A 22,667-nucleotide genomic window follows, 5' to 3' on the forward strand; every position below is an offset into this window, starting at 1 on the left:
ATGACACATGACCCAATTTCTGCGGCTCGTCACGCCGACCCCGACGATGGCCGCACAGGTTGGCCACAGCGCCCCTCTTAGCGCCACGCCGCACGCGCAATGCGCTTTGTCTTTCGTGGAACTGCGGATATGACACCGTCATGAACACCCCGGACCCTGATATCAGCCCCACCCAGTCGCAGGTCATTTCGGCCACGCAGACCACCTATCAGGCAATTCGCCGGATGATCATCACGGGCGAACTGGCCCCGGGTGAAAAGCTAAAGATCGAGCGGCTGAAGGAGCGTATCCAGACCGGTGCCTCCCCGATCCGCGAGGCCCTGACACTGCTGGTATCCGACAAGCTGGTCGAGCGTCTGGATCAGCGCGGCTTCCGCACGGCGGCGGTCAGTCGGGAAAACTTCGCCGAGATCCTCGGCCTGCGCTGCGCGCTGGAGGAAATGGCCCTGCGGGAATCCATCGCCTCGGCTGATGAGGCTTGGGAGGATGAAGTCGTTCTGGCCCATCATCGCATGGCACGGGTGGTCGGGGATGATGTCGCCGCGTTCGAAGACCATCACAAGGTCTTTCACATGACGCTGCTGGCGCGCTGCAAATCCCCGATCCTGCTGGGCTATTGCAGCCAGCTTTACGATCTGAACGTCCGGTATCGGTATCTGGCCGGACGGTCGCGCAATTACGGTGCCCGCGACGTGCCGCGCGAACACCGCGAAATCGTGGAGGCTGCTGTCGCGCGTAATGCCGATCTGGCGGCGGAGCGACTGCTGAGCCATTACCAGCAGACCGGCACCTTTCTTCACGACGCAGCCGAAACAACCGGGGCGTAAGCCGCCGCAGGTGGTGCTTGGCGCGGCAGAGGCATACCCCCCGCCGCGCCGATGAGGTCAGCGGCGCACCAGCTTGAAGTCGAAATCGACGCGCGACCACGGCTCGTCCACCTGACCGGACAATTCCAGCCCGGCGGGGAACGTGCCTGCAGGCTGGGCGCTGTAATGCATCACCAGATCCTCGCGCACACCGAACACGGTGTCTTGGTCGAGATAGGGATCGTCGTCGGGGAAAACCTCGGTCACCAGTTCGCGGTAGCCATCGGCGGTGATGATGAAATGCAGATGCGAGGGCCGCCACGGGTGCCGCCCCGCCGCATTCAGGATCTGCCCGACAGGGCCGTCGACGGGTACCGTATAGCTGACGGGACGGACCGTCGTGAAGGCATAGCGCCCTTCTTCATCCGCCGTCATCAGCCCGTGGAACGACATGATGTCCTGATCGGGGTCTTGGCTGGAGTAAAGCCCGTTGGGCGCGGTCTGCCAGATATCGAGCTTTGCGCCCGGGATCGGCGTGCCATCGAGATCGCGAACCTGCCCCTGCACGACCAGAACCTCGCCCTCGAAATCACGTTTCAGATCCGCCCCGATCGGGATCGGCGGCGCGTCAGAGACATGGAACGGGCCAAGCACACTGGAACTGGTCGCTTCGGGGTGGGAATTGGTCATATCGACCAGCGACGACAGGCCCAGCACGTCGGACAGCAGCACGAACTCGTTGCGCTCAGGCGTGGTGATCTCGCCCGCCCATTCCAGCGCCTTCAGACCGGCGCGCCATTCGTCATGGGTCAGGCCGACCTCACGGGTGAAGGCGTGCAGGTGACGGGCCAGCGCGCACATCACCTCCTTGAAGCGGGGGTCGCTGTCGGCTCCGAAATAGCCTGCAAAGACATCAGAGATATTTTCGGGGGTCACATTGCGCATGTGTGGCTCCTTACAGAAGGGCTAACGAAAGGGAGGGAAAAGCGATCAGCACGACGAGCACCGCCAGCATCACCGCCGCAAAGGGCAATGCGCCAAGGAACACGTCTTTCAGGGTGATGCGCGGATCGTCGAGCGTCGCCTTGATGACGAAACACGAAATGCCAAGCGGCGGGGTCAGCAGGCCGATCTCAGCGCCGACCACGGTGATGATACCGAACCAGACAAGGCTCATGTCCATCAGCTCGATCAACGGCAGGAACAGCGGCACCACGATCAGGATGATCGACGACGTATCGAGGATCGTGCCGAGGAACAGCATCAGGATCACATAAAGCACCATGATGACGACGAAGTTGAAATCCGACGCCGCCAGCATGCGCTCCAGCTCATTGGGCAGGCCAGCAAGGCCCAACATCCGGCTGTAGATCGATGCGGCGGTGATGAGAAACAGGATCGCGGCGGTGATATGGCCGGTCTCGATCAGCGTATCCCACAGACCGCGCAGCGTGATCGTCCGCCGCAGCGCCGCGATCAGCAGACCAAGCGCCGCACCGGCTGCACCCGCCTCGACCGGAGTCATCCAGCCCAGATAGATGCCCCCGATCACCGTGGCGATCAGGATGAGCATCGGAAGCGTGCGGTTCGCAATTTCGCCCCATGCCAGCGGAACGTAATCCTCGGCCGGGCGCCCCCCGACGAAGCCGGGCGTAAAGCGGCCCATCAGCCAGATCGTCCCGATATAGGCACCAGCCAGCATCAGGCCCGGAATGACACCGGCCATGAACATCTCGCCCACCGATTGCTCGGCCACGAAGGAATAGATGATCAGCATCGCGGAGGGCGGAATGATCATGCCCAGCACGGAGGAGCCCGCCACCACGCCCACGGCAAACCGAGGATTGTAGTCGTAGCGCAGCATCTCAGGCACCGCGACCTTGGAGAAGACCGACGCCGACGCGATGGAACTGCCGGTCACGGCGGCAAAGGCCGCGTTCGCGCCAACGGTGGCCATGCCAATCCCGCCCAGCACCCGGCGGAACGCCGCGCTCATCACTGCGTAGATGTCACTGCCAAGCCCGGCCTTTGACACCACCAGCCCCATGAAACTGAACAGCGGGATCGTGGCAAAGGGATATTCCATCGCACTGTCGCTGACCGCGATCTTCAGCAGGTTCAGCGCCAGCGTGAAGTTGTCGCGCATCAGCCAGATCGACACGAACGACACGGCGGTCAGCGCAATCGGAATGTAGACGCCCAGATAGATCAGCAGCACGATGGCCGCGACAGAAATAGCGCCGATTTCAAGCGGACTCATAGATCGGTCACCTTTCCGGGCTTCAGGACTTTCAGCACGAAGATCGTCGCGCAGAGGATCGAACTGGCAAGCACGGTCAGCCGGATCGGCCACCAAGGCGCGGTAAAGACGCCGGGGATGCCGAAGTAATCCTGCGTGTGCCACATCTCGACGAAGAGCGGGTAGGTCGCCACGGCGATCAACGCCATGATGACAAAGGACAGAAGATCAATCGCGCGCTGCAACAGCGCCGCGACGCGCGGTGCGGTGATCGCCAGCATTCCCAGAAACCCGTCAGACCGGGTCAACCGACCTGCGCGGATCACGTCAGGCAGTTGCAGGAACACGATGAGCACCATCGCGAATTGCACCAGTTCGATGGCGCCGTGCAGGGGTCGGTTGGCCAGCGTGCGCGCCAGCATGTCGTAGTTCACCACGATCACAAGAGCGAGCACCATCAGCGTTCCGGTGGCATTGGCCCCCAGCGCGATGCCACGGACCAGCCGCCACGCCGCGCCGTGCAGACGCCGGTAGCCTGTCGCTACCGGCGCGCTGCCTTGGCCGTGTTCTGGCGTCACTGGGGCAGGCCCGCAGTCCAGTCGCGCAGCGCCTCGGAGCCGGCGGTCTGCTTATCGAGATAAGCCCGCAGCATGTCCGAACCGGGCTTGCCCGCATTGTCCAGCTCCGCCGCCCATTCAGCCGCGATATCGGGCATGGAATTGGCCCAGGCCGTGCGCTGTTCGGCGCTCATTTCGACAATGGTGCCGCCCGCGTCGGTGAACGCCTGACGTGCTTCGGCGGCACGGTCCATCGCGATGTCGGCCAGACGGTCACGATAGGCGACGGCCACCTCTTCGATGACGCCTTGGACTTCTTCGGGCAGACCGTTCCAGAAATCGGCATTGGCCGACAGCGTTTTGGTGTTCACCGCGCCCAGATCAACCGCCAGCATGAAGGGGGCAACTTCGGAAATCTTGAACGTCTCCGCCGCTTCGGGCCACAGCATCGCGTGGTTCACGAGCCCGGTTTGCAGCATGTTGTAGAAATCGGTCAGCCCGCCGCGCACGCCTGCCGCGCCCTCGATCCCCTCGACATAGCGAAGGTTCATGCCGGCGCCTGCGATCTTCGCGCCTTCCAGATCGGAAACAGTTTCCACCTTCTCGGCCGAGAACAGCTGATATGTGTCGAGCACGACACCCGTGGTCAGGTAAACTTGGTTCTGGGCTGCGAATTCTTCCTGCATGGTCGGGAACTCATGCGCGATCTCGTCCACAGCGCGCGCGGTTGCACGGGCATCGGAAGACACGAAGGGCGTCACCGCAGCGATTGCCTGACTGGGCAGTTTCGAGCTGTGGAAAATGGTCGTGACGATCCCCAGATCCCCCAGACCCAGCTGCAGACCTTCCAGCACGCCGCCCGGCTTGACCACCGTGCCGCCGTAGCTTTCGTTCCATTCGATCTGGTAGGCGCCGGTTTCGGCGAGCCGCTTGTCGACTTCGGGGATGAAGAATTCGGTGAATTCCTGCACCCACATCGCCCGCGCCGGGTAGCCGTCCAGCACGTTGATGCGAATGGTTTCCTGCGCCAGCGCGGGGGTCGTGGCCGCAAGCCCGGCGATCAGGCTGCCGATCAGACCGGCGCCCAATTTCGTCCCTCGGGTCATATCGTCGTAGAACATGGTTTATCCTCCCTGATGGTGCGCCGGTGCGGCGCGCGTGACCGGCCCGGTCTGCACGGGTCGCGGCATTGAATGGGCCGGGCGCCTCTCCTCTAGCGCCGGGCCGTCAGATCACCTGGCAAACCTCGTCGAAACGAAGGCGCGGCAACTTGCCGAACAGCGCGCTCTCGTCACCGTATCCAAGGTTGCACAGGAAGTTCGATTTCCAGCCGTTCTCGGCAAAGAATTCGCGGTCCACGATCTCGTTCGAGAAACCCGACATCGCGCCCACATCAAGCCCGAGCGCCCGCGCCCCGATCATGAAATACGCGCCTTGCAGCGATGAATTGCGCAGGGCCGTCAGGTCGCAATGCTCCGGCTTGTCGCGGAACAGGTGCCGACGATCTTCGTGGGGGAAGGTCTCCGGCAGGCGGGTCCAGAACGCTGGGTCATAGGCGATGATGGTCGTCACCGGGGCGGACATCATCTTGTCGATGTTCTTGTCCTTCAACGCGCGGGCCAGACGGGTCTTGGCCTCCACGCTGCGGACATGAACAAACCGCGCGGGCAGCGTATTCATGCTGGTCGGGCCGGAGATGGTGATCTCGTGCAATTCGCGCAGCAGCGCGTCCGGCACCGGCTGATCCGACCACGCGTAATGCGAACGGGCATCGCGCAGGATCAGGTCGATAGAATCGTCATCCAATCGGCTGAGCCGCCCGCGCAGGGACCGAACGGCCTCCTGCGCGCGGGACCGGGCATCGACCGCGACCGTCATTCCGCCGCTTTCGCCAGATCGGCCTCGTCGAGGATCGGGCTGGCACAGATGCCGATACCTTCGATCTCGATCTCGACCACCTCGCCCGGACGCAGCCAGCGGGGTTCGGGTTTCTTGGCGTGGCCCACACCCGGCGGGGTGCCAAGCGCGATCAGGTCACCGGGTTCCAGCGTCGTGAATTCCGACATGATGGCGATGGTATCGGCGACGCCCCAGATCATGTTGGAGGTGTTCGAGCTTTGCAGGATCTCGTCGCCCACGCGGCTTTCGATCTTCAGCCCCGTCGCGCCTTCGGGCAGGCTGTCGGGCGTCATCACATAGGGGCCGATGGCGCCGGTCTGATCGAAGTTCTTGCCCGGCGTCCACTGATGGGTCTTGCGCTGATAATCGCGGACCGAGCCATCGTTGAACACGGTGTAGCCAAAGACGTGATCGAGCGCGTCCTCTTTCGAGATATGACGCCCGCCCTTGCCCACGATCAGCATCAACTCCGCCTCGTAGTCGAGCTTCTCCGAACAGCTGGGTCGGATCAGCGGGGCACCGGCAGCCATGATCGACTGGCGCGTGCGCATGAACATCGCCGGGTAATCGGGGATGTCGTAGCCGCCTTCTTTGATGTGTTCGATGTAGTTGAGCCCAAGGCACAGGATCTTGCCCGGCGCTTCGACCGGCAGAGCGGGCGTGATATCCGCCACCGCGACGGCATCGCCCGTCACATCACCCGCCTGAGCCAACAACTCCGGCGAGGCGATCAGCGCCGCAAGGTCCGTTCCGATTGCCGGAATGGCCTGCGTAAGGTTAACGGCGCCGGCCGCATCCACACGGAACACTGCCCGCGTTTGCCCGACCGTCCCAACCAGAAGTTTCATGGCTTCTCCTCTCAATATTTCCTTTCTTTTGACGATAAAAAATGTATACGTCAATAAATATCGATATTTTGGAGTAGAAAAATGCCGGATTGGTCAACCTACCGCGAAACGGCCAGATCTCGCGGTGCGCTGGCGCTGGAATTGTTCGTGGTGATGTCCACGCCCACGGAGGACGGCCCCGACCTCGCCGCGCATCTGCCCAATCATCTGGACTATCAGCGACAGTTGGAAACCGCGGGACACTTGTTCCTTGCCGGGCCAATGTCGGATGCAAGCGGCACGCGCGTCGAGGGGGCCGGGCTCATCATTTATCGCGCCGCGTCGCTCGACGATGCGCGCGCGCTGGCGGATGCCGATCCGATGCATGCGGCAGGCGCGCGCCACTACACCTTGCGCCGCTGGATGGTCAACGAAGGGTCGCTGACGGTCAATGTGGGCCTATCCACCGGGCATGCGACCGCGTCCTGATCGGCCTTTCGCCTAGTCCTCCCTGCGCGCGCTGACACGGAAAGACGACGATGCAGCTTATCCAATCCACCTACCTCACCGATCTGCTGGCCACGATCACCCAGCGCAATCGCGCCGATGGCCGCGCCACCGATACCCGTTCCGCACGGGAATTGTGCGACCTGCTGCTGACCGATCTGGGCGATGTATCTTCCAACAAGATGTCGCGCGCCCTGCTGGCGAAATACCGTGACATGGAGCCCGCCGCGAAGCGCGCGTTCTTTGACATGCTCGCCGATCATTACGACATCGACGGGGACCGGCTGACGCAGCTTGTCGCGGATTACACACGCGACCGCGATCCCGATGTGCTGGCCGCGCTGACAGCCTGCGCCGAGCCCCGGCGCCAAGAACTGTTCCGCCGGTTGAACCGGGTGCCGGGCGCCACCGCCGATCTGGTCGCCATGCGCTGCGATCTGCTGACAGCTATGAAGGACGCCCCCCGGCTGGCTGTGATCGACCACGATTTTCTGCACCTGTTCCGGTCATGGTTCAATCAGGGCTTTCTGGTGCTGCGCCGGATCAACTGGGATTCGCCCGCCAGCATTCTTGAAAAGATCATCGCCTATGAGGCCGTCCACGCCATCGACAGCTGGGACGACCTGCGCCGCCGCCTGCTGCCCGAGGATCGTCGCTGCTACGCCTATTTTCACCCCGCAATGCCGGAGGAGCCGCTGATCTTTGTCGAGGTCGCGCTGACGGACGGGATTGCAGGCAATATTCAGGCCGTTCTGGCCGAAGACCGCCCTGCCCTGCCCGCGCGCCAGATCAACACGGCGGTGTTCTATTCGATCTCCAACTGTCAGAAGGGTCTGCGCGGGATTTCCTTTGGGAACTCGCTCATCAAACAGGTGGTGGAGGATCTGAAAGCGGCGATGCCGGGCCTGACGACCTTTGTCACCCTGTCGCCGGTGCCGGGGTTCCGCCGCTGGGCCGAAACCGCGCTGGAGGACCTGCCCGAGGAGGAAGCCCGGACATTGCGCAGCGCATTGGACGACACCAGCGACGATCCCGCGGCGGCGCGCACCCTGCGCGCGCAGGTGGCGCATTATCTGATCGCAGCAAAGCATCCGCGTGGCGGTCCGCTCGACCCGGTGGCCCGGTTCCATCTGGGCAACGGCGCGCTGCTGCACGAGGTTCACGCCGGGGCCGACATATCCCCCAACGGGCTGCGGCAATCCTGCGGCGCGATGGTGAATTACCTCTACGACCTCAATCAGATCGACCGCAATATCGAAGGCTACTCCACCAGCGGCACGGTTGCCCATGCGCGCCCGCTGGCCAACCTTCTGAAGACCCACACCCTGTCGAGGAGCTAGGGACACCATCATGACCAACCATCTTTTCGATCCGCTCTTCGGCCGCCATTCCGGCAGCGACACGCCGTTCGTCACCACCCCCGGCGGCGCCACGATGAGCCATGCGGAATTCCTGACGCTGTCGGCGCGGATGGCCAATGTCTTTGCCGAGCTGAAGTTGCAAAAGGGCGATCGCGTCGCGGTGCAGGTGGGCAAATCCGTGCCGGCGCTGGCGATCTACGCCGCCTGTCTGCGCAGCGGGCTGGTTCTGTTGCCGCTCAACACCGGCTACACCGTGTCGGAGCTTGATTACTTCCTGCAGGATGCGGAGCCGGGGCTGGTGGTTTGCGATCCGGCGCAGGCCGACGCGCTGCACGCCATCCTGCCCCATGGCGCCACCCTGCTGACGCTTGATGCCCAAGGCGCGGGCAGCCTGACCGACCGCGCCGCAGAGGCCGCCGCCGAGCACACGCCGCTGTCGTGCGGGCCCGACGATCTGGCCGCGATCCTCTATACCTCCGGCACCACGGGCCGGTCCAAGGGCGCGATGCTGACCCATGACAACCTGCTGTCCAATGCGCAGGCGCTGGCCGATCTGTGGCGGTTCAGCGAGCGGGACACGTTGCTGCATGCGCTGCCGATCTTTCACACCCACGGGCTGTTCGTGGCGGTCAACGTCTGCGCGCTGTCGGGGGCGGCGATGCTGTTCCATCCGGGGTTCAAGCTGGACGCGATCATCGACGACCTGCCCCGCGCCACGGTCCTGATGGGCGTGCCCACCTTCTACACCCGCCTGCTCGCCGACGCGCGGTTCACCCGTGATCTCGTCGCGCATATGCGGCTGTTCGTGTCCGGCTCCGCGCCGCTGCTTGCCGAAACCCACGAAGCGTTCGAGGCCCGCACCGGCCACCGCATTCTGGAACGCTATGGCATGACCGAAACCAACATGAACGTCTCGAACCCCTATGACGGCGAGCGGCGCGCGGGCACCGTGGGCTTCCCCCTGCCGGGGGTGGACCTGCGCATCACCGATCCGCAGACCGGCGCCACGCTGCCCGAGGGCGATATCGGCATGATCGAGGTGCGCGGACCAAACGTGTTCAAAGGCTATTGGCGGATGCCGGAGAAAACCGCCGAGGAGCTGCGCGACAACGGCTTCTTCATCACCGGCGATCTGGGGCAGATCGATGCGCAGGGCTATGTCGCCATCGTCGGGCGGCAGAAGGATCTGATCATTTCCGGCGGCTACAATATCTACCCCAAGGAAATCGAGGTGCTGCTCGACAGCCTGCCGGAGGTAAACGAATCCGCCGTGATCGGTGTGCCTGACGCGGATTTCGGCGAGGCCGTTCTGGCCGCCGTCGTGCCCGCTCCCGGCACCACACCCGACCCCGAAGCGCTGCTGGACCGCATCCGCCCCGAACTGGCCCGGTTCAAGCATCCCCGCGCGATCCACATCGTCGAAGAGTTGCCCCGCAACACGATGGGCAAGGTGCAAAAGAACATTCTGCGGCAGACCTTCACGCCCAAACCCGCCTGACGCGGGACAGGCACCCCCGCGCGGTCGGTCAGCGCCACAGCCTGTCCGACCGCGCGCGGTCATAGCCGTGATCGAACAGCCGCCGCATGTAGTCGGGCGCGAACCTGTTGGACGCATCCCATGTCGAGCCCACCTCGGTTCCGACCGATGCGGTGGACACCGCCAGCCCGTTCTGCCGCGCCACGATCCGCGCGGTGCGCAGCGCGGCGGCGGAGCCTGACCGCACCATCGCCGTCAGCGCCTGCTGCGACACGCCAAGCGCCGAACGCCGCGCCATCTGCGGCTCAGGCTCCAACGTGTTGTTGACGATGACATGCAGATGCCCGCCGGGCGCGTAGGCCCGCGCGGAGGATTGCGCAGCGGGGGGCAAAGCGAGGAACGGCATGGTGATGCCGCCATCCACATGGGTTTCACCGTAGCTCACGCCGCCCCGCTCCGCCGCGATGCCTACGGGCGGGAACAACCCCGGTATCGCCGCCGAGGCGCGCAGCACCGCGCGAAACAGCGCGATCTGACCGTCGCGGGCAATCTCGCCCATGTCCCACACCACGCCCTGCCCGCTTTCCAGCACGGTCGTCACCACGAACAGCCGCGCGCCGGTGTCATGCCGCGCGGCGATGTCGCGCAACAGCGCGGGCGGGGTATAGCTTTCGATCAGGGCCGCAAGCGGCGCGGTGTCGTAGAGCGCGTTGGAATAGATCACGCTGAGCGTGCGCGCCTGCATCAGATCATCTGCGTCATGGGTCAGGAAGATGTCGCGCAACACCGGGTCATGATCTGCGCCGAGAAAGGCGAAAGGCGCGATCAGCGCCCCGGTCGAAATGCCGGTGACGATATCGAATTCGGGCCGCTTGCCCGTCGCGCTCCAGCCCGTGAGCGCCCCGGCCCCGAACGCCCCGTCTTCGCCCCCGCCCGACAGCGCAAGGATCTGCGGCCGACCGGCCCGCGTCCGCGCCGGAATATGGCGATCCCACGCGGCCAGATCCGCCGTGACCGGCAGCCGGTAGCGGGTGACGGGCGATGGCCCGGCGCGCAGCGATTTGGTGGCCAGCCCATCCGGCGCGGTGCCGCACCCGGCAAGCCCCAAGGCCGTCGCGCCCAGCAGAACGCCGCGCCGCGTAAGCTCGCCGCGCGATTGCGTGAACGTTGTCATGAGGCACCCCCTGATCTGCGCCGCGGAAGGGACCGGCACCGCCCGTCCCTCCCCCACCTGTCGCTGGTCACGCAGGCTTAGCCCTTGGGCGCTTTCGCCGGGGCGCAGGCGGCGGGGGCCTTGGCGTCGGGTGCGCGACAGGTGCCTGCCTCGGTCTTGCCGTCAGGCAATTCGAAGCTGCACGCATCACCGGCGGCGCGGCCCTCACAGGCTTCTACCGCCTCGCGCGGGGGGCGTTTGCCCGACGGCTTCGCCTGTTTGCCCGTCGGTTTCGCCTGCGCCAGTTGCAGGATCTGGGCCGAAGCGTCGCCCTGCGCTGCGCCGGTGGCCTCCAGCGCGTGGATCGGCACCACTGCCAGCGTCAGCGCCATCACGCTGCCCGCGATCACGGCCATGAATTGAGCGGTCTTGATTTTGACGGAGGATGTCATCGGCTGTCTCCTAAGGATCACGCGCATCAGACATGCGCGCGCCCCCTGTGACAGATCCCCAAGCACCGGCGTTGGAGCCAATATGGACCGAACATGCAGCCGCAGAAGTTCCGCCGACCGTGGCCTTCAGGTGTCAGGCAGTTCGAACGCGTAGCCCACGCCATAGACCGAGCGGATCGGATCGAGATCCGACACCGACGCGATCTTGCGTCGGATGTTGCGGACATGGCTGTCGATGGTGCGGTCGTAGATTTCGCTGTCCTCAGGGAAGGCGAGATCCAGCAATTGGTCGCGCGACATGACCTTACCCGGGCGGGCGGCAAGGGTCGCAAGCAGCGAAAATTCGCGGCGGGTCAGGTCGAGACGCACGCCGTCAACCCGGGCGCGCCATGCCTCCAGATCGAGCGAAAGCCGCTGGCCCTGCGCGCTCTCCGTCGGGGCAAGCGCGGGACGACGCCGCAGCACCGCCTTGATCCGCGCCACCAGTTCGCGGGGCGAATAGGGTTTGCACAGATAGTCATCAGCCCCCAGTTCCAGCCCCAACAGGCGGTCGATTTCCTCGACGCGGGCGGTGGTCATGATGATCGGAAGGTCACTGCCCGCGGCGCGGATTTCGCGGCAGATCGACAACCCGTCCGTGCCCGGCAGCATCAGATCCAGCACCAGCAGATCATAGCGTTCCGACAGCGCCTGCAGAACTGCACCGGTGCCGTCGTGGCGCAAATCCACCTCCATATCGGCGGCCAGCAGGTAATCGCGCAGCACCTCTGCCAAGGCGTGCTCGTCTTCGACCACGAGGATCTTGCGCAGTGTCTCAGTCATTCGTTTCATCCTTGTTCAGCGGCAGCCGCACGCAGAAGCGCAGACCGCCCATGTCTGACGGGGCGACCTCGATCGTGCCGCCCTGCGCCGCGACCAGCGACCGACAGATCGACAGCCCCAGTCCCGAGCCGCCCAGATCGCGCGAGCGCGAAACGTCGGCGCGGGCAAAGCGATCAAACAGGCTAGGCAGGCTGGCCTCCGGCGGGCAGGGCGCGCTGTCGGCAACGGTGACCTCCACCTCTGCCCCTTGCGCCACGCAGCGCACCACGATCCGCCCCGGCACATCCGTATAGCGGCGCGCATTGTCCAACAGATTGTCCAGCACCTGCCGCAACCGTCCCGGATCGCCGCGCACGATCAGCGCCTGCGGCGCGTCGATCTGCAAGTCGAGCCCGTCGGGCAACCCGGCGCGCCGCGCATCCTCCACCGCGTCCCGCGTCAACGCCGCCAGATCGACACGCCGGTGATGCAGCTCCAGCCGGGCCTCATCCGCACTGGCAAGCAGCCGCAGGTCATCGACCAACCGCGACAGGCGCATTACCGTGCCGTGCATGGCGTTTAACCGTTCGGGAGAGGCCGCGCGAATGCCATCCTGCAGCGCTTCCACCTCTGCGCGCAGCACCGCCAGCGGGGTCTTCAACTCATGGGATGTATCGGACACCCATTGTCGTTCGCGCGTGCGGCTGGCCTCCAGACTGCGGGCCAGCGCGTTCTGGTCGCGCATCATCCGGCCTAACTCGTCCCGCCGCCCCGCGGCAAGCCGGCTCGAGAGATCCCCCGCCGCAAGCCGCGCCACATGCGCGCCAATGCGATGGATCGGATGCAAAAATTGACGGGCGGTCAGAAACGCCACGGTCGATGCCCCAAGCAATGCGATCAGCGCGGCCACCGAAATCGCGCGCAACTGCCGGTTCATGAAAAGCTTCCCCGCCTCCGTCGATGGCGCGCCCAGCGGATAGAGCCGCAGCATCGCCAGCGTTTCGCCCTCGGCATCGGTCACGGGCAATTGCGCCCAGTCGGGGCCGCCTTCGTGCCCGGCCAGCAACTGCCCCTCGGGCGAAAACAGCGCAAGCCGATCCGGCCCGCGCAGCGGCCCTCCGGGCAGTGGCATCGGATAGGGTGGCAGGTGCCGCTCGAAGGGCATGGGACGCGGCCCGCCGCCCTCGGCGCCCTCCTGCGCCCCACCATTGAACCGTCGATGCTCCGGCGGCGGGCGCAGACCATCGCCCGGCCCAAAGCGTTTGACCGTCGCCAGCCACGCGGCAGGATCGCGCAGGGCGGGCCAGCCCTCCGCCGCGCCGGGCAGGGTTGCCAGCGTGGAGGCGAGATCGCGGAACTCCGTCACCTCGGTATCCAACAGATACTGGCCAAATCCCGCGCGCATGCTGTAGCCCACCGCACCAGCCATCAGCAAAATGGCCAGCAGCACGGGCAGCACGACGGCAGCCAGCAGCTTGCCGGTAAGAGTAAGGCGGGACCAGATCATCGCCCGTCACTATGCCCCGACCGTGCAGGGAATATGAAGATGCGACAGCGCGCGGCGGCAGCGCCCGCCCTGCCCGCGCGTCATGCGTCGAGCAGACCCTCGATCGACAATCCGCGTTTTTCGGCGCTGGCGCGGACAGCCTCCTGCACCGTTGGACTGCGCCGCAGCAGCCGCCTGAACCGGGCTTCGTTCAGCACCAGAAATGTCGATGGCGCGATGGCGCGGCCTTCGGTGCGGCGCGGACGCTGCATCAGGATTGCCATCTGGCCGAACATCTCCCCCCGGCCCAAGCGCCATGTCTGGCCCGCGCTTTCCAATTCCACCGCGCCCGAGGCGATGAAGAACACGCTTTTCGGGGTCGAATTGCGGTGCAACAGCACCTCGCCCGCGTTCGCATAACGGGTGGTCAGACCGCGGCTCAGCCGTTTCAGCACCGCCTCGTCGAGATCGGCGAAAAGCGGGAACTGCCGCACCAGTTCCTCCCGCTGCAGGGCAAGGTCCAGTTGCGGACGCTGTTCGGCGGCGGCACGACGGCGGGCAATGTCGGTCGTTAGCGCCATGTGCAGTTCGGCTCCGATCAGGCCATCCTCGCGCATGCTGGCATATTCGCGCTCCTCCAGCCGCAGGGCGGTGCGGCGGATGAACCGGCGCTCCAGCTCTTCGGCATAGCCGGGATATTGCAGGCGCAACCCTTCCAGCGCGGTTTCCACGGTTTGCACCCGGCGGGCCAGCAATTCGCGCAGCAGATCGCCCACGCGCCGCCCGTGAATGCGCTGAATGCGCCCGTCGATGAAGCTGTCGAGATCGCGCAGGATCAACCGCTGCGACAGCAACAGCTCGAACCGGTCAGCCGTGAGCCGCGCCAAAGGCCGCGACAGCCCCAGCCGGTTATGCAGCAGCACCGCCGCCCGGAACGGCAGCGAATACCCCACCGCGCGCCGCCCGGCACGGGAATAGCCGCTGCGCCCGCCGGTGCGGGTCGCCTCGATCAGCCGGTCGGCATTGGTCAACGCCCGTTCCGACAGCCGCGCCGACACGCTGCGTTCGCGCAGGCGGGCCAGAATGGTGTCACGCTCCGCCCCGGCAAGCGCGATCAGCCCCAGCGTAACCCGGTCCCGGTCGAGGATCTCGGCCACCTCTTCGGCGGATTTCACGGCCCGGTCGAGCCGCTGGCCAAAGCGCTTCGCCTCGGCCCGCACGATGTCATGGGTCAATTCGTAATTGCCGGTCGTCTTGGCAACGTCCTCGCGCACCGTCTGCAAGGCCACGGCCACGACCTGCCGCGACAGCGCCGCATCGATGGGCGACAGCCGGTCCAACCCCAGCCGCCCGATCACCGCGCGTAGCGTCGTGCCCTGCACCAGCAGCGTGAACAGCGTAAACCCGGTGGCAAGGATACCAACCAGCCGCTTGGTCTCGGACGGGACGCGGATGCTTTCGGTCACGGCCAGCGCCAGCGCCAGTGTGACCGCACCGCGCAGACCGCCCCACAGGATCGCGGCGCGGTAGGGCCGCTCCACATGCGGCGACACACGGGCAAGTGTCAGCAGGGGCAACAGGCCAAACAGGATCGCCGCGCGCGCCGCGACGGCGGCCACCACTACAACCCCGATCAGCGCCACGTCCGAAATCCGCAGATCGTCCAGCAAGCGCGGGATCAGCAGCGCGGCAAGGATAAAGATCAACGCCCCGGCCCAATGCGCCAGCAGATCCCAGACCTCGCGCAGGTTGGTCCACGCCTGCGGCGGCAAGCGCCCCGGCCCGGCAAGGTTCAGCGTGAGCCCCGCCGCGACCACCGCGATCACACCTGAGGCGCCGATGGTCTGTTCCGCGCCGATATAGGCCAGATAGGGCACCGCGACCGAGACCGTGATCTGCGCCCGTTCATACCGCGCAAAAAACGCCATCACCCAGACCGCCGCCTGCGCCGTAAGCCACCCCGCCACCGCCCCCCCGGCGATCAGCATGGGGAACTTGGCAAAGGCGTCGCTCAGCGTCGGGTCCGGCACGCCCAGCATCACATACCCCATGAACAGGCCGAACAGCGCGATGGCGGCGGCGTCGTTCAAAAGGCTCTCGCCTTCGATGATCCGGGCCAACCGACGCGGCGCCGAAATCGAACGGAAGATGCTGACCACCGCCGACGGGTCCGTGGTGGACACGATCGAGCCGATCAGCAGACAGGCGGCCAGCGGCAATGTGCTGACAAGGTTCAGCGCGTAGCCCACGCTCAATGTGGCGACGACCACGGCGACAACGGCCAGCGTCAGGATCGGCACCCAGTCGTCGATCATCCGGCGCAGGTTCATCCCCAGCGTGGCCTGAAACAGCAATGTCGGCAGAAAGACATACAAGAACACGTTGGACCGGATCGGCAACGCAAGGATCGCCTCTGCCACCGGGTTCAGCGCATCGGTCAGATCGGTGCGCAGAAAAAAGATCGCCGCCGCACCGATCAGACTGCCCAGCACAGCAAGGATCACGCTGTAAGGCAGCCGCAACCGTGCGGCCAGCGGCTCCGCCGCGCCGATCACCAAAAACAGCGCGGCGATGATGGTGGTGATGATGATGATGTCCATCGGCCGGGTCTGTTCGCTTCTGTCCGTCGGTCAGGGGGTAACGCACCGCCCCAGCAGGCGCCGCGCGGTTCCTTCCTTCTAGCCGATGTCCCAAGAGGCCGAAAGCGCCGCTCAGACGTGACGCAGAAGCAGCGCGCAGGTTTGCGCCACCGCCAATCGCAGCGGGCCCCACCGGGGCGGCATGCGGCTCCGCATCGCGTGCGGCTGACAAACGCCGCGCCCCGCCGCACCCGACCCCGCGCGCCGCCTGAGGGCGCGCGGGGACCGTTACCGCTCAGACGTAGCGGCTGACGATGTTTTCGAGTTTCTCCTGCTGGCCGGAACGCGGCGCGGGGTTGACCTCGCCGGCCTCGACACGCGCGGCAATGGTTTCCAGATCGCTGGTCAGCATCGCCTGCGCCTCCGGGGTCTCCCATCCGGCGTAACGGGCACGGCGCGGAGCCTCCAGCGCGTCGTCCTCCAGCATCTGTGCGGCGGCTTTCAGCCCGCGCGCGCAGATATCCATCGCCCCCACATGCGCCTCGATCAGATCCGACGGGTCGAGGGACTGGCGCCGCAGCTTGGAATCGAAATTGGTGCCGCCCTTGTCGAATCCGCCTGCTTTCAGGATCTCGTAATAGGCCAGCGCCACTTCGGGCACATTGTTGGGGAACTGGTCCGTGTCCCAGCCGGACTGATAGTCATTGCGGTTCATGTCGATGGACCCCAGCACCCCCAGTTCCCGCGCCATCGCCAATTCATGTTCGAACGAATGCCCGGCAAGGATCGCGTGCCCCTGCTCGATGTTGAGCTTCACCTCTTTTTCCAGCCCATACTTCTGCAAGAAGCCATAGACCGTCGCGACATCGTAATCATACTGATGCTTGGTCGGCTCCTGCGGCTTTGGCTCGATCAGGATCTGGCCCTGAAAACCGATCTTGTGCTTGTAATCGACGACCATGTTCAGGAAGCGGCCCATATGGTCCAGTTCCTGTCCCAGATCGGTGTTAAGCAGGGTCTCATAGCCCTCGCGCCCGCCCCACAGGACGTAATTCTGGCCGCCCAGACGGTGCGTCGCGTCGAGACAGTTTTTCACTGTCGCCGCTGACCACGCGAATACGTCCGGATCGGGGTTGGTCGCTGCGCCGGACATGAACCGACGGTGGGAAAACAGGTTCGCCGTGCCCCACAGCAGCTTCACCTTCGAGCTGTCGAGCTTCTCCGCGAACAGGTCGATGATCTCATCGAAGTTGCGCTTGCTGGCGGCAAAGCTGTCACCTTCGGGGCGGATATCGGCGTCGTGCCAGCAGAAATACGGCACGCCGAGGATCTCGAACATCTCGAACGCGATTTCGGCCTTCAGCCGCGCGGCGGCCATGTCATCGCCCCACCACGGCCGGTCAAAGGTCTGGCCGCCGAACGGATCGCCGCCGGGCCATGCAAAGCTGTGCCAATAGGCCACCGCGAACCGCAGATGATCCTCCATCCGTTTGCCCGCCACGACCTCGTCGGGGTTGTAATGCCGATAGGCCAGACCCTCGGCGTCGGGATTGTAGGAAACGGGCGCGATGTCACCAAAGAAGTCGGACATGTCAGGTCTCTTTCGCTAAAGACGCCGCCGTCGCAGGCGGCAGGTTTTCGGGGACGTAGAGGGCCGGAACGACCGGCTCTGCGGCACGTGTAGGGGTCGTGCGGTCGGCGATCTCACGCAGACGGCCAAGCGCCAGCGCGATCTCATCGCCGGGGCGCTGGTCGATGATTAGGTCGATCACCCCGCGCTCCAACGCGGCGCGGGTATGGGCCACCAGTTCATGCACTACGACAAACGGATGGGGACGGTCACCGGGCCACTGCTCCAGCACCCGGATCAGGCCGGCATTGCCCGCGCCGATACTGTAGATCGCGCTGATGGCCGGATCAGTGGCAAGCCGCGCGGTCAGCTGCGTCTCCACCTCCTCATGGCGGTCGCGACCTTCGATTTCGGGGGCAAGTGTCAGCGTGGGATAGTGCTGGTCGAGCACAGCGCGCAGCCCGTTAAGCCTCTGCGCGTGGTCCGGCGCGCTGACCGCCCCGACGATCGGCAGCACCCGCCCGGCCCGGCCACCGTGGCCCAGCCCTATCATTCGCGCAGCCGTGCGCCCGGCCACCGCGTTATCGATCCCCACATAGGCATCGCGCGCCGCATCGGGCAGATCGGACACCAGCGACACCACCGCCACCCCGCGTGCGCGCAACGCCGCAAGCGCGGTCAGAACTTCGGCATCGTCGGTCCCGACAAGCGCGAGCCCGTCAAGGTCGTCCTCCGCCAGCGCCATCAACCGCGCCGCCAGCGCCCCGGCGTCGAAGGCCGGAACCTCGATGATCGAAAGGGCCACACGGTCGGCGGCAAGCCTGTCCTGCGCCTCGGCGAGCAAGGCGCGCATATGGGCGAAAAACGCGTTCGGCCCGGCGGGCAGCACCACGGCGAACCGGTAAATCCGCCGCTGCGACAGGTTGGCGGCGGCGACATTGCGGATATAGCCCAGCTGACGCACCGCCGCGCGGACCCGGCGCGCGGATTTTTCGGCCACGCCGCCGCGCGCGTTCACCACCCGGTCCGCCGTGGCGTAGCTGACCCCCGCCAACGCGGCGACGTCCGACAATGTCGGGGCTCTGTCCGTCATCTCTGCCTCCTCCGCATGACCCACCCAAGACCACGCGCGATGAAAGACGTCAATCATTTTTTGCAAGACGTCTATCATCATGCCTTTCCGCCCGGATTTTCGCCCCGCGCCCCGGCCTAACCTTGTGCGTTGGGGAAATCCGCCTATGTGCATCTGGGATAATGAGGTGCGCACCAGCGCAGCGCCGACACCAGGACAGGAACTTTCCCCGGAATGATGGCCGAATGATTGCGCCCCGGCATCCCCGCCAAGCCGCCCGGCTGCAGGCGCTACGCTCCTATGACATCCTCGACACCGATCCTGATCGTGCGTTCGATGAGATCGTGCAACTTGCGTCTCAGCTTTGCGGCACGCCAATTTCCGTGGTCAACCTGATCGATTCCAGTCGGCAATGGTTCAAGGCCGAAACCGGCCTTGGCGTGCGCGAAACCCCGATTGAAAGCTCCATCTGCGCCCATGCGATCTTGGAGGATGATTTCGTCGAAATCCCCGACACGCTTGCCGATCCGCGCATGGCTGACAATCCACTCTGCCAAGCGGAGCCTGGGCTGCGCTTTTACGCGGGGGCGCTGCTGAGAACGTCCGAGGGCCTGCCGCTCGGGACGCTCTGCGTGCTGGATTACGAACGCCGGGAACTGACCGATCTACAACGCACCACGCTGAAGGTGCTGGCCCATCAGGTCATGGCGCAACTGGAATTGCGCAAGGCTCTGCATTCCGGGGAGATCCTGCGCAAAGAGATCGACCACCGGGCGAAAAATTCGCTGCAATCGCTGGCCTCGTTCGCGCGGTTCCAGAAACGCACCTATACCTCCCCCGAGGCGCAGGAGGCGCTGTCATCGGTCTTGGTGCGCGTCGATGCGATGTCGCGCCTGCACCAGCAACTTTACCAGTCCGACGAACAGAACGAAGTGCGGCTCGACACCTATGTGCGCACGGTGTGCAGCCATCTCGAAGGTCTGGCACCTCCCGGTGTAAGGCTGGAGGTGACAACCGCGCCTTTGCATGTGGGCGCCCAACAGGCGGTGGCAATCGGAACGTTCCTCAACGAATTCGTCACCAATTCGTATAAGCACGCGTTTCCCGAAGGGCGCGCAGGCACTGTCTCGGTGACCCTCGCGCAGGAAGGGGCTGATATGGCGCGGCTTGTCTGCGCCGATGATGGCGTCGGCATGGGCGAAACCGACACGCCGCAGGGTTCTGGCTTGGGGATGAAAATCGCGCAGGTCGTGTGCCTTGAGCTCAACTGCGACCTGTCGCTGCAAAGCACCTCGCAGGGGCTGACCGCGACGCTTGCCTTCGACGCGCTGCCCGCTTCGGCCTGATCCACCGGGCGCGGTATGCGCCCCGCTCAGAACCCGGAAAACACCATGTCGAGCGCGGCGCGGATCGTGTCCTGATGCTCCCGCAGATCCGCGACCGAAACAGTCAGCAGATGCGCAGGCACCGCTGCCAGTTCCGCCGTGTGCAGGGCCAGCGGCACCTCCCCCAGTTCAAACACCGGCTCCAGCCGCCGGATGGCGGGCAGATCCGGGGTCACAGGCAGCAGCGGCGCAACGACCCGTGTGCCGGTCTCGATCAGATCGGTCTGCAAATCGAGCACGGCCATCCCATCGGGCAGCCGGTAGACATGAAATTGTGCCATGCGCCGATCAGTCCGCCGACCATGCCTGCCACCGGGCCAGCGGCGCACCGTTCTGCGCAACCCAGTCGCGGCGTTTGTCGATGGCATCCTGATTTTCGGCGACCCACGCGTCGGCCTGCGCGCGGCGCACGGCCTGATCCAACGCCGCCTCACTGATCGCCGACACGTTCAGCCCGTAGCTGCGCGCCGCGTCGAGAAGGCCGCTGTCGATAGTGACATTGGTGCGCCGTTTGGAGAGGGAGGCCATAGCATACTCCGAAATGAACACACTCAATATACACACGCCGTCGGCGCCGATCAATCCCGGCCCAACGTGGCTTGCCTCCCGCCACCGCCCCGCGCTACGCTCCATTCATCAGCATACTGCGCAATCGAAGGGGCCCGCATGTCCGATTATCAAGCTGCTGCTCCGCTGGATCAGATCACGCCGGGACAGGTTCACGCGGTCGCCTTTGCCGGGCATATGATCGGGCTGACCCTGTTGGCCGACGGCAGCCCCCGCGCGTTTCAAAGCCTGTGCCCCCATGACAAAGCCAACCTTGCGGGCGGGCGTATCGAAGGCTGCACCCTGCATTGCCCGCGCCATTTCGCGCGGTTCGATCTGGATGACGGTGCGGTTTCGGCGGGCTGGCGGATCGACGACCTGAAGATCTATCCCGCGCGGATCAGCGCCGGACAGGTGGAGGTCGACGCCGCCGCAGTGCGCGCCAATCCCCCCGAGGGGCGAAAAACCGTCTGGATCATGGGCTGACCCACAGCAAAAAGGCGCCCGCCCCGTTACGGGGCGAACGCCTCACTGCCGGTCTGGTCTCAGGGGATCAGGCCAGAACCGGATCCGGGATCAGCGGCGAATCCGCGTCGAACCGTTCGCCATCCTTCAGGCACATCACCGGGCGCACCAGCTTATCGGTGACGACCTCGACACCCGAGTTGTCCGACAGCTTGAACCGTCCGTTGATGATCTCCAGCACCGAAATATCGGCGCAGCGGCCCACGGCGATGGAGCCCAGCTCATCAGACTTGCCCAGCACCGACGCGGGGTTCTGCGTCACGGTTGCAACCACGTCGTTCAGACTCATGCCAAGGGTCATCAACTCGGTCATCGCCACGGTCAGGTTGAACGGCGCCACCCCGAAGAACGGGTTGGATTCGCGCACTTCCTTCTGCATGCCTTCGGGCGGCACGGTGACGTTATAGCCGTGCATGTCGGCGCCCAGCGTGAACGGCTTGATGCCCGAATCGAGAACCTTCTTGGCGACCTCGAAGCTGAAATGCGAGCCATGCCCCACATCGACGCGCACCCCGCGCTCGATCGCTTCGAACACGATCGGGTGCACTTCGCCGGTTTCCGATACAAAGCCGCCGGGATGGCGGGTGAACGGATGCGCCAGCATGTCGCCCTCGTCCATGATCGGCACCAGTTCCCGGATCAGTTCATCGGGATCGGGCACGGGGCCTTCCTCCACGGACGGCCAAAGCTGCCCCAGATGGATATAAAGCGGCAGACCCAGATCGCGGGAAATCTGCTTGCCGACCTTGATCACCTCAAGACCCCAGCGGGACTGACCGCCGATTTCCGCATGCGCCTTCACACCGCGCACAATGTCGAGGTTCTCGCGCCCGACACGGATCGTGTGTTCGGGGTTCACACCGATGGGGCCGTAAAGGTCGGGATACATATGCCCTTCGAGCCCGCCGACGAGATAGGCCGAGATAAAGCAGAACAGACGGGTTTTCGACGTGTCGGCCAAGAAATGCCGGAACCCGCCCAGCGTCATGCAGCTGGGGCCACCCTGATCGATGATCGTCGTCACGCCGGAGCGGACACCAACCATGTCGGGGTTCAGACCGAATTTGCCGGTGACATGCTGGTAGATATGGCCGTGCGTGTCGATCATCCCGGCGATCACCACCTTGTCGGTGGCGTCGATGGTTTCGGTCGCCGGGGCGCTGATCTGCGGCTCGATAGCCGTGATCTTGCCGCCCTTCACGCCCACGTCGAACACCCCGTCGCGCCCCGTCGCCGGATCAATCACGCGCCCGCCCTTCAGGACGGTATCGAACCCCGTTTCCATGACTTACCTCTCTGCGTCCAATGCTGTCGCTGTGAAACTGCTCCGGGCGGAGGGGCGGGTAGCCCCGCCAGCGACCCTGCTGGTCGACCCGGCTTGATTTAATCAGTATCCTGATTATTCTAAGCTGACAAGCTACTCAA

23 protein-coding genes are annotated in these 22,667 nt (G+C 65.0%); 7 read left to right on the forward strand and 16 right to left on the reverse strand.

Features of this window, described 5'->3' with window-relative positions; translation table 11 throughout:
* The first annotated feature begins 7 nt into the window (after nucleotides 1-7).
* Together CBW24_RS18775 and CBW24_RS17195 are read left to right on the forward strand one after the other, a co-directional pair.
* Nucleotides 8-133 carry a hypothetical protein gene (locus CBW24_RS18775; RefSeq protein ID WP_269779775.1) on the forward strand — a complete coding sequence of 42 codons (126 nt, stop codon included), beginning with the start codon at nucleotides 8-10 and terminating at the stop codon, nucleotides 131-133.
* A 7-nt stretch (nucleotides 134-140) separates the two neighbouring features.
* Complete coding sequence (locus CBW24_RS17195; protein WP_097374512.1) at nucleotides 141-827, forward strand: GntR family transcriptional regulator; 687 nt, start codon at nucleotides 141-143, stop codon at nucleotides 825-827.
* A 57-nt stretch (nucleotides 828-884) separates the two neighbouring features.
* Here CBW24_RS17195 and CBW24_RS17200 read toward each other — a convergent pair whose 3' ends face one another.
* The 6 genes from CBW24_RS17200 to CBW24_RS17225 all read right to left on the reverse strand — a co-directional run bounded on the left by CBW24_RS17200 (nucleotide 885) and on the right by CBW24_RS17225 (nucleotide 6,349).
* Nucleotides 885-1,751, reverse strand: a complete 867-nt coding sequence (locus CBW24_RS17200) for a dioxygenase family protein (RefSeq protein WP_088664471.1) — start codon at nucleotides 1,749-1,751, stop codon at nucleotides 885-887.
* Between the two features lie 10 nt (nucleotides 1,752-1,761).
* Nucleotides 1,762-3,066 (reverse strand): TRAP transporter large permease, encoded by a 1,305-nt coding sequence (locus CBW24_RS17205; protein ID WP_088664472.1) that lies wholly within the window; start codon nucleotides 3,064-3,066, stop codon nucleotides 1,762-1,764.
* A complete protein-coding gene (locus CBW24_RS17210) occupies nucleotides 3,063-3,623 on the reverse strand; it encodes a TRAP transporter small permease (RefSeq protein WP_232530367.1) in 561 nt (186 codons plus the stop codon). Before CBW24_RS17210 ends, CBW24_RS17205 begins: the two co-directional genes overlap by 4 nt.
* A complete protein-coding gene (locus CBW24_RS17215) occupies nucleotides 3,620-4,723 on the reverse strand; it encodes a C4-dicarboxylate TRAP transporter substrate-binding protein (protein WP_232530368.1) in 1,104 nt (367 codons plus the stop codon). Before CBW24_RS17215 ends, CBW24_RS17210 begins: the two co-directional genes overlap by 4 nt.
* Before the next feature lie 106 nt (nucleotides 4,724-4,829).
* The gene (locus CBW24_RS17220; RefSeq protein ID WP_097374513.1) at nucleotides 4,830-5,480 is read right to left on the reverse strand and encodes a malonic semialdehyde reductase; all 651 of its coding nucleotides are present in this window, start codon (nucleotides 5,478-5,480) and stop codon (nucleotides 4,830-4,832) included.
* Nucleotides 5,477-6,349 (reverse strand): fumarylacetoacetate hydrolase family protein, encoded by an 873-nt coding sequence (locus CBW24_RS17225; RefSeq protein WP_097374514.1) that lies wholly within the window; start codon nucleotides 6,347-6,349, stop codon nucleotides 5,477-5,479. The genes CBW24_RS17220 and CBW24_RS17225 overlap by 4 nt, the downstream gene beginning before the upstream one ends.
* Before the next feature lie 81 nt (nucleotides 6,350-6,430).
* Here CBW24_RS17225 and CBW24_RS17230 point away from each other — a divergent pair, with 81 nt between their 5' ends.
* Genes CBW24_RS17230 through CBW24_RS17240 form a run of 3 tightly spaced genes read left to right on the forward strand, consistent with a single transcriptional unit; the run spans nucleotide 6,431 to nucleotide 9,694 of the window.
* Nucleotides 6,431-6,817, forward strand: a complete 387-nt coding sequence (locus CBW24_RS17230) for a YciI family protein (protein WP_097374515.1) — start codon at nucleotides 6,431-6,433, stop codon at nucleotides 6,815-6,817.
* Nucleotides 6,818-6,867: 50 nt separating this feature from the next.
* Nucleotides 6,868-8,175: a malonyl-CoA decarboxylase gene (locus CBW24_RS17235; protein ID WP_097374516.1), complete on the forward strand. Its 1,308-nt coding sequence runs from the start codon at nucleotides 6,868-6,870 to the stop codon at nucleotides 8,173-8,175.
* Between the two features lie 10 nt (nucleotides 8,176-8,185).
* Nucleotides 8,186-9,694 carry a malonate--CoA ligase gene (locus tag CBW24_RS17240; RefSeq protein WP_097374517.1) on the forward strand — a complete coding sequence of 503 codons (1,509 nt, stop codon included), beginning with the start codon at nucleotides 8,186-8,188 and terminating at the stop codon, nucleotides 9,692-9,694.
* A 28-nt stretch (nucleotides 9,695-9,722) separates the two neighbouring features.
* Here CBW24_RS17240 and CBW24_RS17245 read toward each other — a convergent pair whose 3' ends face one another.
* The 7 genes from CBW24_RS17245 to CBW24_RS17275 all read right to left on the reverse strand — a co-directional run bounded on the left by CBW24_RS17245 (nucleotide 9,723) and on the right by CBW24_RS17275 (nucleotide 18,807).
* Nucleotides 9,723-10,847: a patatin-like phospholipase family protein gene (locus tag CBW24_RS17245; protein WP_097374518.1), complete on the reverse strand. Its 1,125-nt coding sequence runs from the start codon at nucleotides 10,845-10,847 to the stop codon at nucleotides 9,723-9,725.
* 77 nt (nucleotides 10,848-10,924) lie between these two features.
* Nucleotides 10,925-11,278 carry a hypothetical protein gene (locus CBW24_RS17250; protein WP_097374519.1) on the reverse strand — a complete coding sequence of 118 codons (354 nt, stop codon included), beginning with the start codon at nucleotides 11,276-11,278 and terminating at the stop codon, nucleotides 10,925-10,927.
* 126 nt (nucleotides 11,279-11,404) lie between these two features.
* A complete protein-coding gene (locus CBW24_RS17255) occupies nucleotides 11,405-12,100 on the reverse strand; it encodes a response regulator (protein ID WP_232530360.1) in 696 nt (231 codons plus the stop codon).
* Complete coding sequence (locus CBW24_RS17260; RefSeq protein WP_097374521.1) at nucleotides 12,093-13,586, reverse strand: ATP-binding protein; 1,494 nt, start codon at nucleotides 13,584-13,586, stop codon at nucleotides 12,093-12,095. Before CBW24_RS17260 ends, CBW24_RS17255 begins: the two co-directional genes overlap by 8 nt.
* A gap of 80 nt (nucleotides 13,587-13,666) precedes the next feature.
* A complete protein-coding gene (locus CBW24_RS17265; protein WP_088664483.1) occupies nucleotides 13,667-16,165 on the reverse strand; it encodes a cation:proton antiporter in 2,499 nt (832 codons plus the stop codon).
* A 274-nt stretch (nucleotides 16,166-16,439) separates the two neighbouring features.
* A complete protein-coding gene (gene xylA, locus CBW24_RS17270) occupies nucleotides 16,440-17,735 on the reverse strand; it encodes a xylose isomerase (RefSeq protein WP_097374522.1) in 1,296 nt (431 codons plus the stop codon).
* Between the two features lies 1 nt (nucleotide 17,736).
* Nucleotides 17,737-18,807, reverse strand: coding sequence for a LacI family DNA-binding transcriptional regulator (locus CBW24_RS17275; RefSeq protein ID WP_097374523.1), 1,071 nt, complete (start codon nucleotides 18,805-18,807; stop codon nucleotides 17,737-17,739).
* A 224-nt stretch (nucleotides 18,808-19,031) separates the two neighbouring features.
* Here CBW24_RS17275 and CBW24_RS17280 point away from each other — a divergent pair, with 224 nt between their 5' ends.
* Nucleotides 19,032-20,132, forward strand: a complete 1,101-nt coding sequence (locus tag CBW24_RS17280) for a sensor histidine kinase (RefSeq protein ID WP_097374524.1) — start codon at nucleotides 19,032-19,034, stop codon at nucleotides 20,130-20,132.
* Between the two features lie 26 nt (nucleotides 20,133-20,158).
* Here the strand turns inward: CBW24_RS17280 and CBW24_RS17285 are convergent, their stop codons facing one another.
* Together CBW24_RS17285 and CBW24_RS17290 are read right to left on the reverse strand one after the other, a co-directional pair.
* Nucleotides 20,159-20,452: a CcdB family protein gene (locus tag CBW24_RS17285; protein WP_097374525.1), complete on the reverse strand. Its 294-nt coding sequence runs from the start codon at nucleotides 20,450-20,452 to the stop codon at nucleotides 20,159-20,161.
* Nucleotides 20,453-20,459: 7 nt separating this feature from the next.
* Nucleotides 20,460-20,699: a type II toxin-antitoxin system CcdA family antitoxin gene (locus tag CBW24_RS17290; RefSeq protein ID WP_097374526.1), complete on the reverse strand. Its 240-nt coding sequence runs from the start codon at nucleotides 20,697-20,699 to the stop codon at nucleotides 20,460-20,462.
* Nucleotides 20,700-20,837: 138 nt separating this feature from the next.
* Between CBW24_RS17290 and CBW24_RS17295 the strand changes: the two genes are divergently transcribed.
* Nucleotides 20,838-21,203 carry a Rieske (2Fe-2S) protein gene (locus CBW24_RS17295; protein ID WP_097374527.1) on the forward strand — a complete coding sequence of 122 codons (366 nt, stop codon included), beginning with the start codon at nucleotides 20,838-20,840 and terminating at the stop codon, nucleotides 21,201-21,203.
* Between the two features lie 67 nt (nucleotides 21,204-21,270).
* Here CBW24_RS17295 and CBW24_RS17300 read toward each other — a convergent pair whose 3' ends face one another.
* Nucleotides 21,271-22,527 (reverse strand): amidohydrolase/deacetylase family metallohydrolase, encoded by a 1,257-nt coding sequence (locus CBW24_RS17300; RefSeq protein WP_097374528.1) that lies wholly within the window; start codon nucleotides 22,525-22,527, stop codon nucleotides 21,271-21,273.
* Nucleotides 22,528-22,667 lie beyond the last annotated feature (140 nt).

Origin of the sequence: Pacificitalea manganoxidans (assembly GCF_002504165.1) — a bacterium.
Taxonomy (GTDB): Bacteria; Pseudomonadota; Alphaproteobacteria; order Rhodobacterales; family Rhodobacteraceae; genus Pacificitalea; species Pacificitalea manganoxidans.

What these genes read in the sequence shown, in the direction of transcription:
- CBW24_RS17275 (WP_097374523.1), bottom strand. Translation starts at nt 18,807, where the DNA reads ATGACGGACAGAGCCCCGACATTGTCGGACGTCGCCGCGTTGGCGGGG.
- xylA (WP_097374522.1), bottom strand. Translation starts at nt 17,735, where the DNA reads ATGTCCGACTTCTTTGGTGACATCGCGCCCGTTTCCTACAATCCCGAC.
- CBW24_RS17290 (WP_097374526.1), bottom strand. Translation starts at nt 20,699, where the DNA reads ATGGCCTCCCTCTCCAAACGGCGCACCAATGTCACTATCGACAGCGGC.
- CBW24_RS17280 (WP_097374524.1), top strand. Translation starts at nt 19,032, where the DNA reads ATGATTGCGCCCCGGCATCCCCGCCAAGCCGCCCGGCTGCAGGCGCTA.
- CBW24_RS17200 (WP_088664471.1), bottom strand. Translation starts at nt 1,751, where the DNA reads ATGCGCAATGTGACCCCCGAAAATATCTCTGATGTCTTTGCAGGCTAT.
- CBW24_RS17300 (WP_097374528.1), bottom strand. Translation starts at nt 22,527, where the DNA reads ATGGAAACGGGGTTCGATACCGTCCTGAAGGGCGGGCGCGTGATTGAT.
- CBW24_RS17285 (WP_097374525.1), bottom strand. Translation starts at nt 20,452, where the DNA reads ATGGCACAATTTCATGTCTACCGGCTGCCCGATGGGATGGCCGTGCTC.
- CBW24_RS18775 (WP_269779775.1), top strand. Translation starts at nt 8, where the DNA reads ATGACCCAATTTCTGCGGCTCGTCACGCCGACCCCGACGATGGCCGCA.
- CBW24_RS17250 (WP_097374519.1), bottom strand. Translation starts at nt 11,278, where the DNA reads ATGACATCCTCCGTCAAAATCAAGACCGCTCAATTCATGGCCGTGATC.
- CBW24_RS17225 (WP_097374514.1), bottom strand. Translation starts at nt 6,349, where the DNA reads ATGAAACTTCTGGTTGGGACGGTCGGGCAAACGCGGGCAGTGTTCCGT.
- CBW24_RS17220 (WP_097374513.1), bottom strand. Translation starts at nt 5,480, where the DNA reads ATGACGGTCGCGGTCGATGCCCGGTCCCGCGCGCAGGAGGCCGTTCGG.
- CBW24_RS17215 (WP_232530368.1), bottom strand. Translation starts at nt 4,723, where the DNA reads ATGTTCTACGACGATATGACCCGAGGGACGAAATTGGGCGCCGGTCTG.
- CBW24_RS17240 (WP_097374517.1), top strand. Translation starts at nt 8,186, where the DNA reads ATGACCAACCATCTTTTCGATCCGCTCTTCGGCCGCCATTCCGGCAGC.
- CBW24_RS17235 (WP_097374516.1), top strand. Translation starts at nt 6,868, where the DNA reads ATGCAGCTTATCCAATCCACCTACCTCACCGATCTGCTGGCCACGATC.
- CBW24_RS17265 (WP_088664483.1), bottom strand. Translation starts at nt 16,165, where the DNA reads ATGGACATCATCATCATCACCACCATCATCGCCGCGCTGTTTTTGGTG.
- CBW24_RS17245 (WP_097374518.1), bottom strand. Translation starts at nt 10,847, where the DNA reads ATGACAACGTTCACGCAATCGCGCGGCGAGCTTACGCGGCGCGGCGTT.
- CBW24_RS17195 (WP_097374512.1), top strand. Translation starts at nt 141, where the DNA reads ATGAACACCCCGGACCCTGATATCAGCCCCACCCAGTCGCAGGTCATT.
- CBW24_RS17230 (WP_097374515.1), top strand. Translation starts at nt 6,431, where the DNA reads ATGCCGGATTGGTCAACCTACCGCGAAACGGCCAGATCTCGCGGTGCG.
- CBW24_RS17205 (WP_088664472.1), bottom strand. Translation starts at nt 3,066, where the DNA reads ATGAGTCCGCTTGAAATCGGCGCTATTTCTGTCGCGGCCATCGTGCTG.
- CBW24_RS17295 (WP_097374527.1), top strand. Translation starts at nt 20,838, where the DNA reads ATGTCCGATTATCAAGCTGCTGCTCCGCTGGATCAGATCACGCCGGGA.
- CBW24_RS17255 (WP_232530360.1), bottom strand. Translation starts at nt 12,100, where the DNA reads ATGACTGAGACACTGCGCAAGATCCTCGTGGTCGAAGACGAGCACGCC.
- CBW24_RS17260 (WP_097374521.1), bottom strand. Translation starts at nt 13,586, where the DNA reads ATGATCTGGTCCCGCCTTACTCTTACCGGCAAGCTGCTGGCTGCCGTC.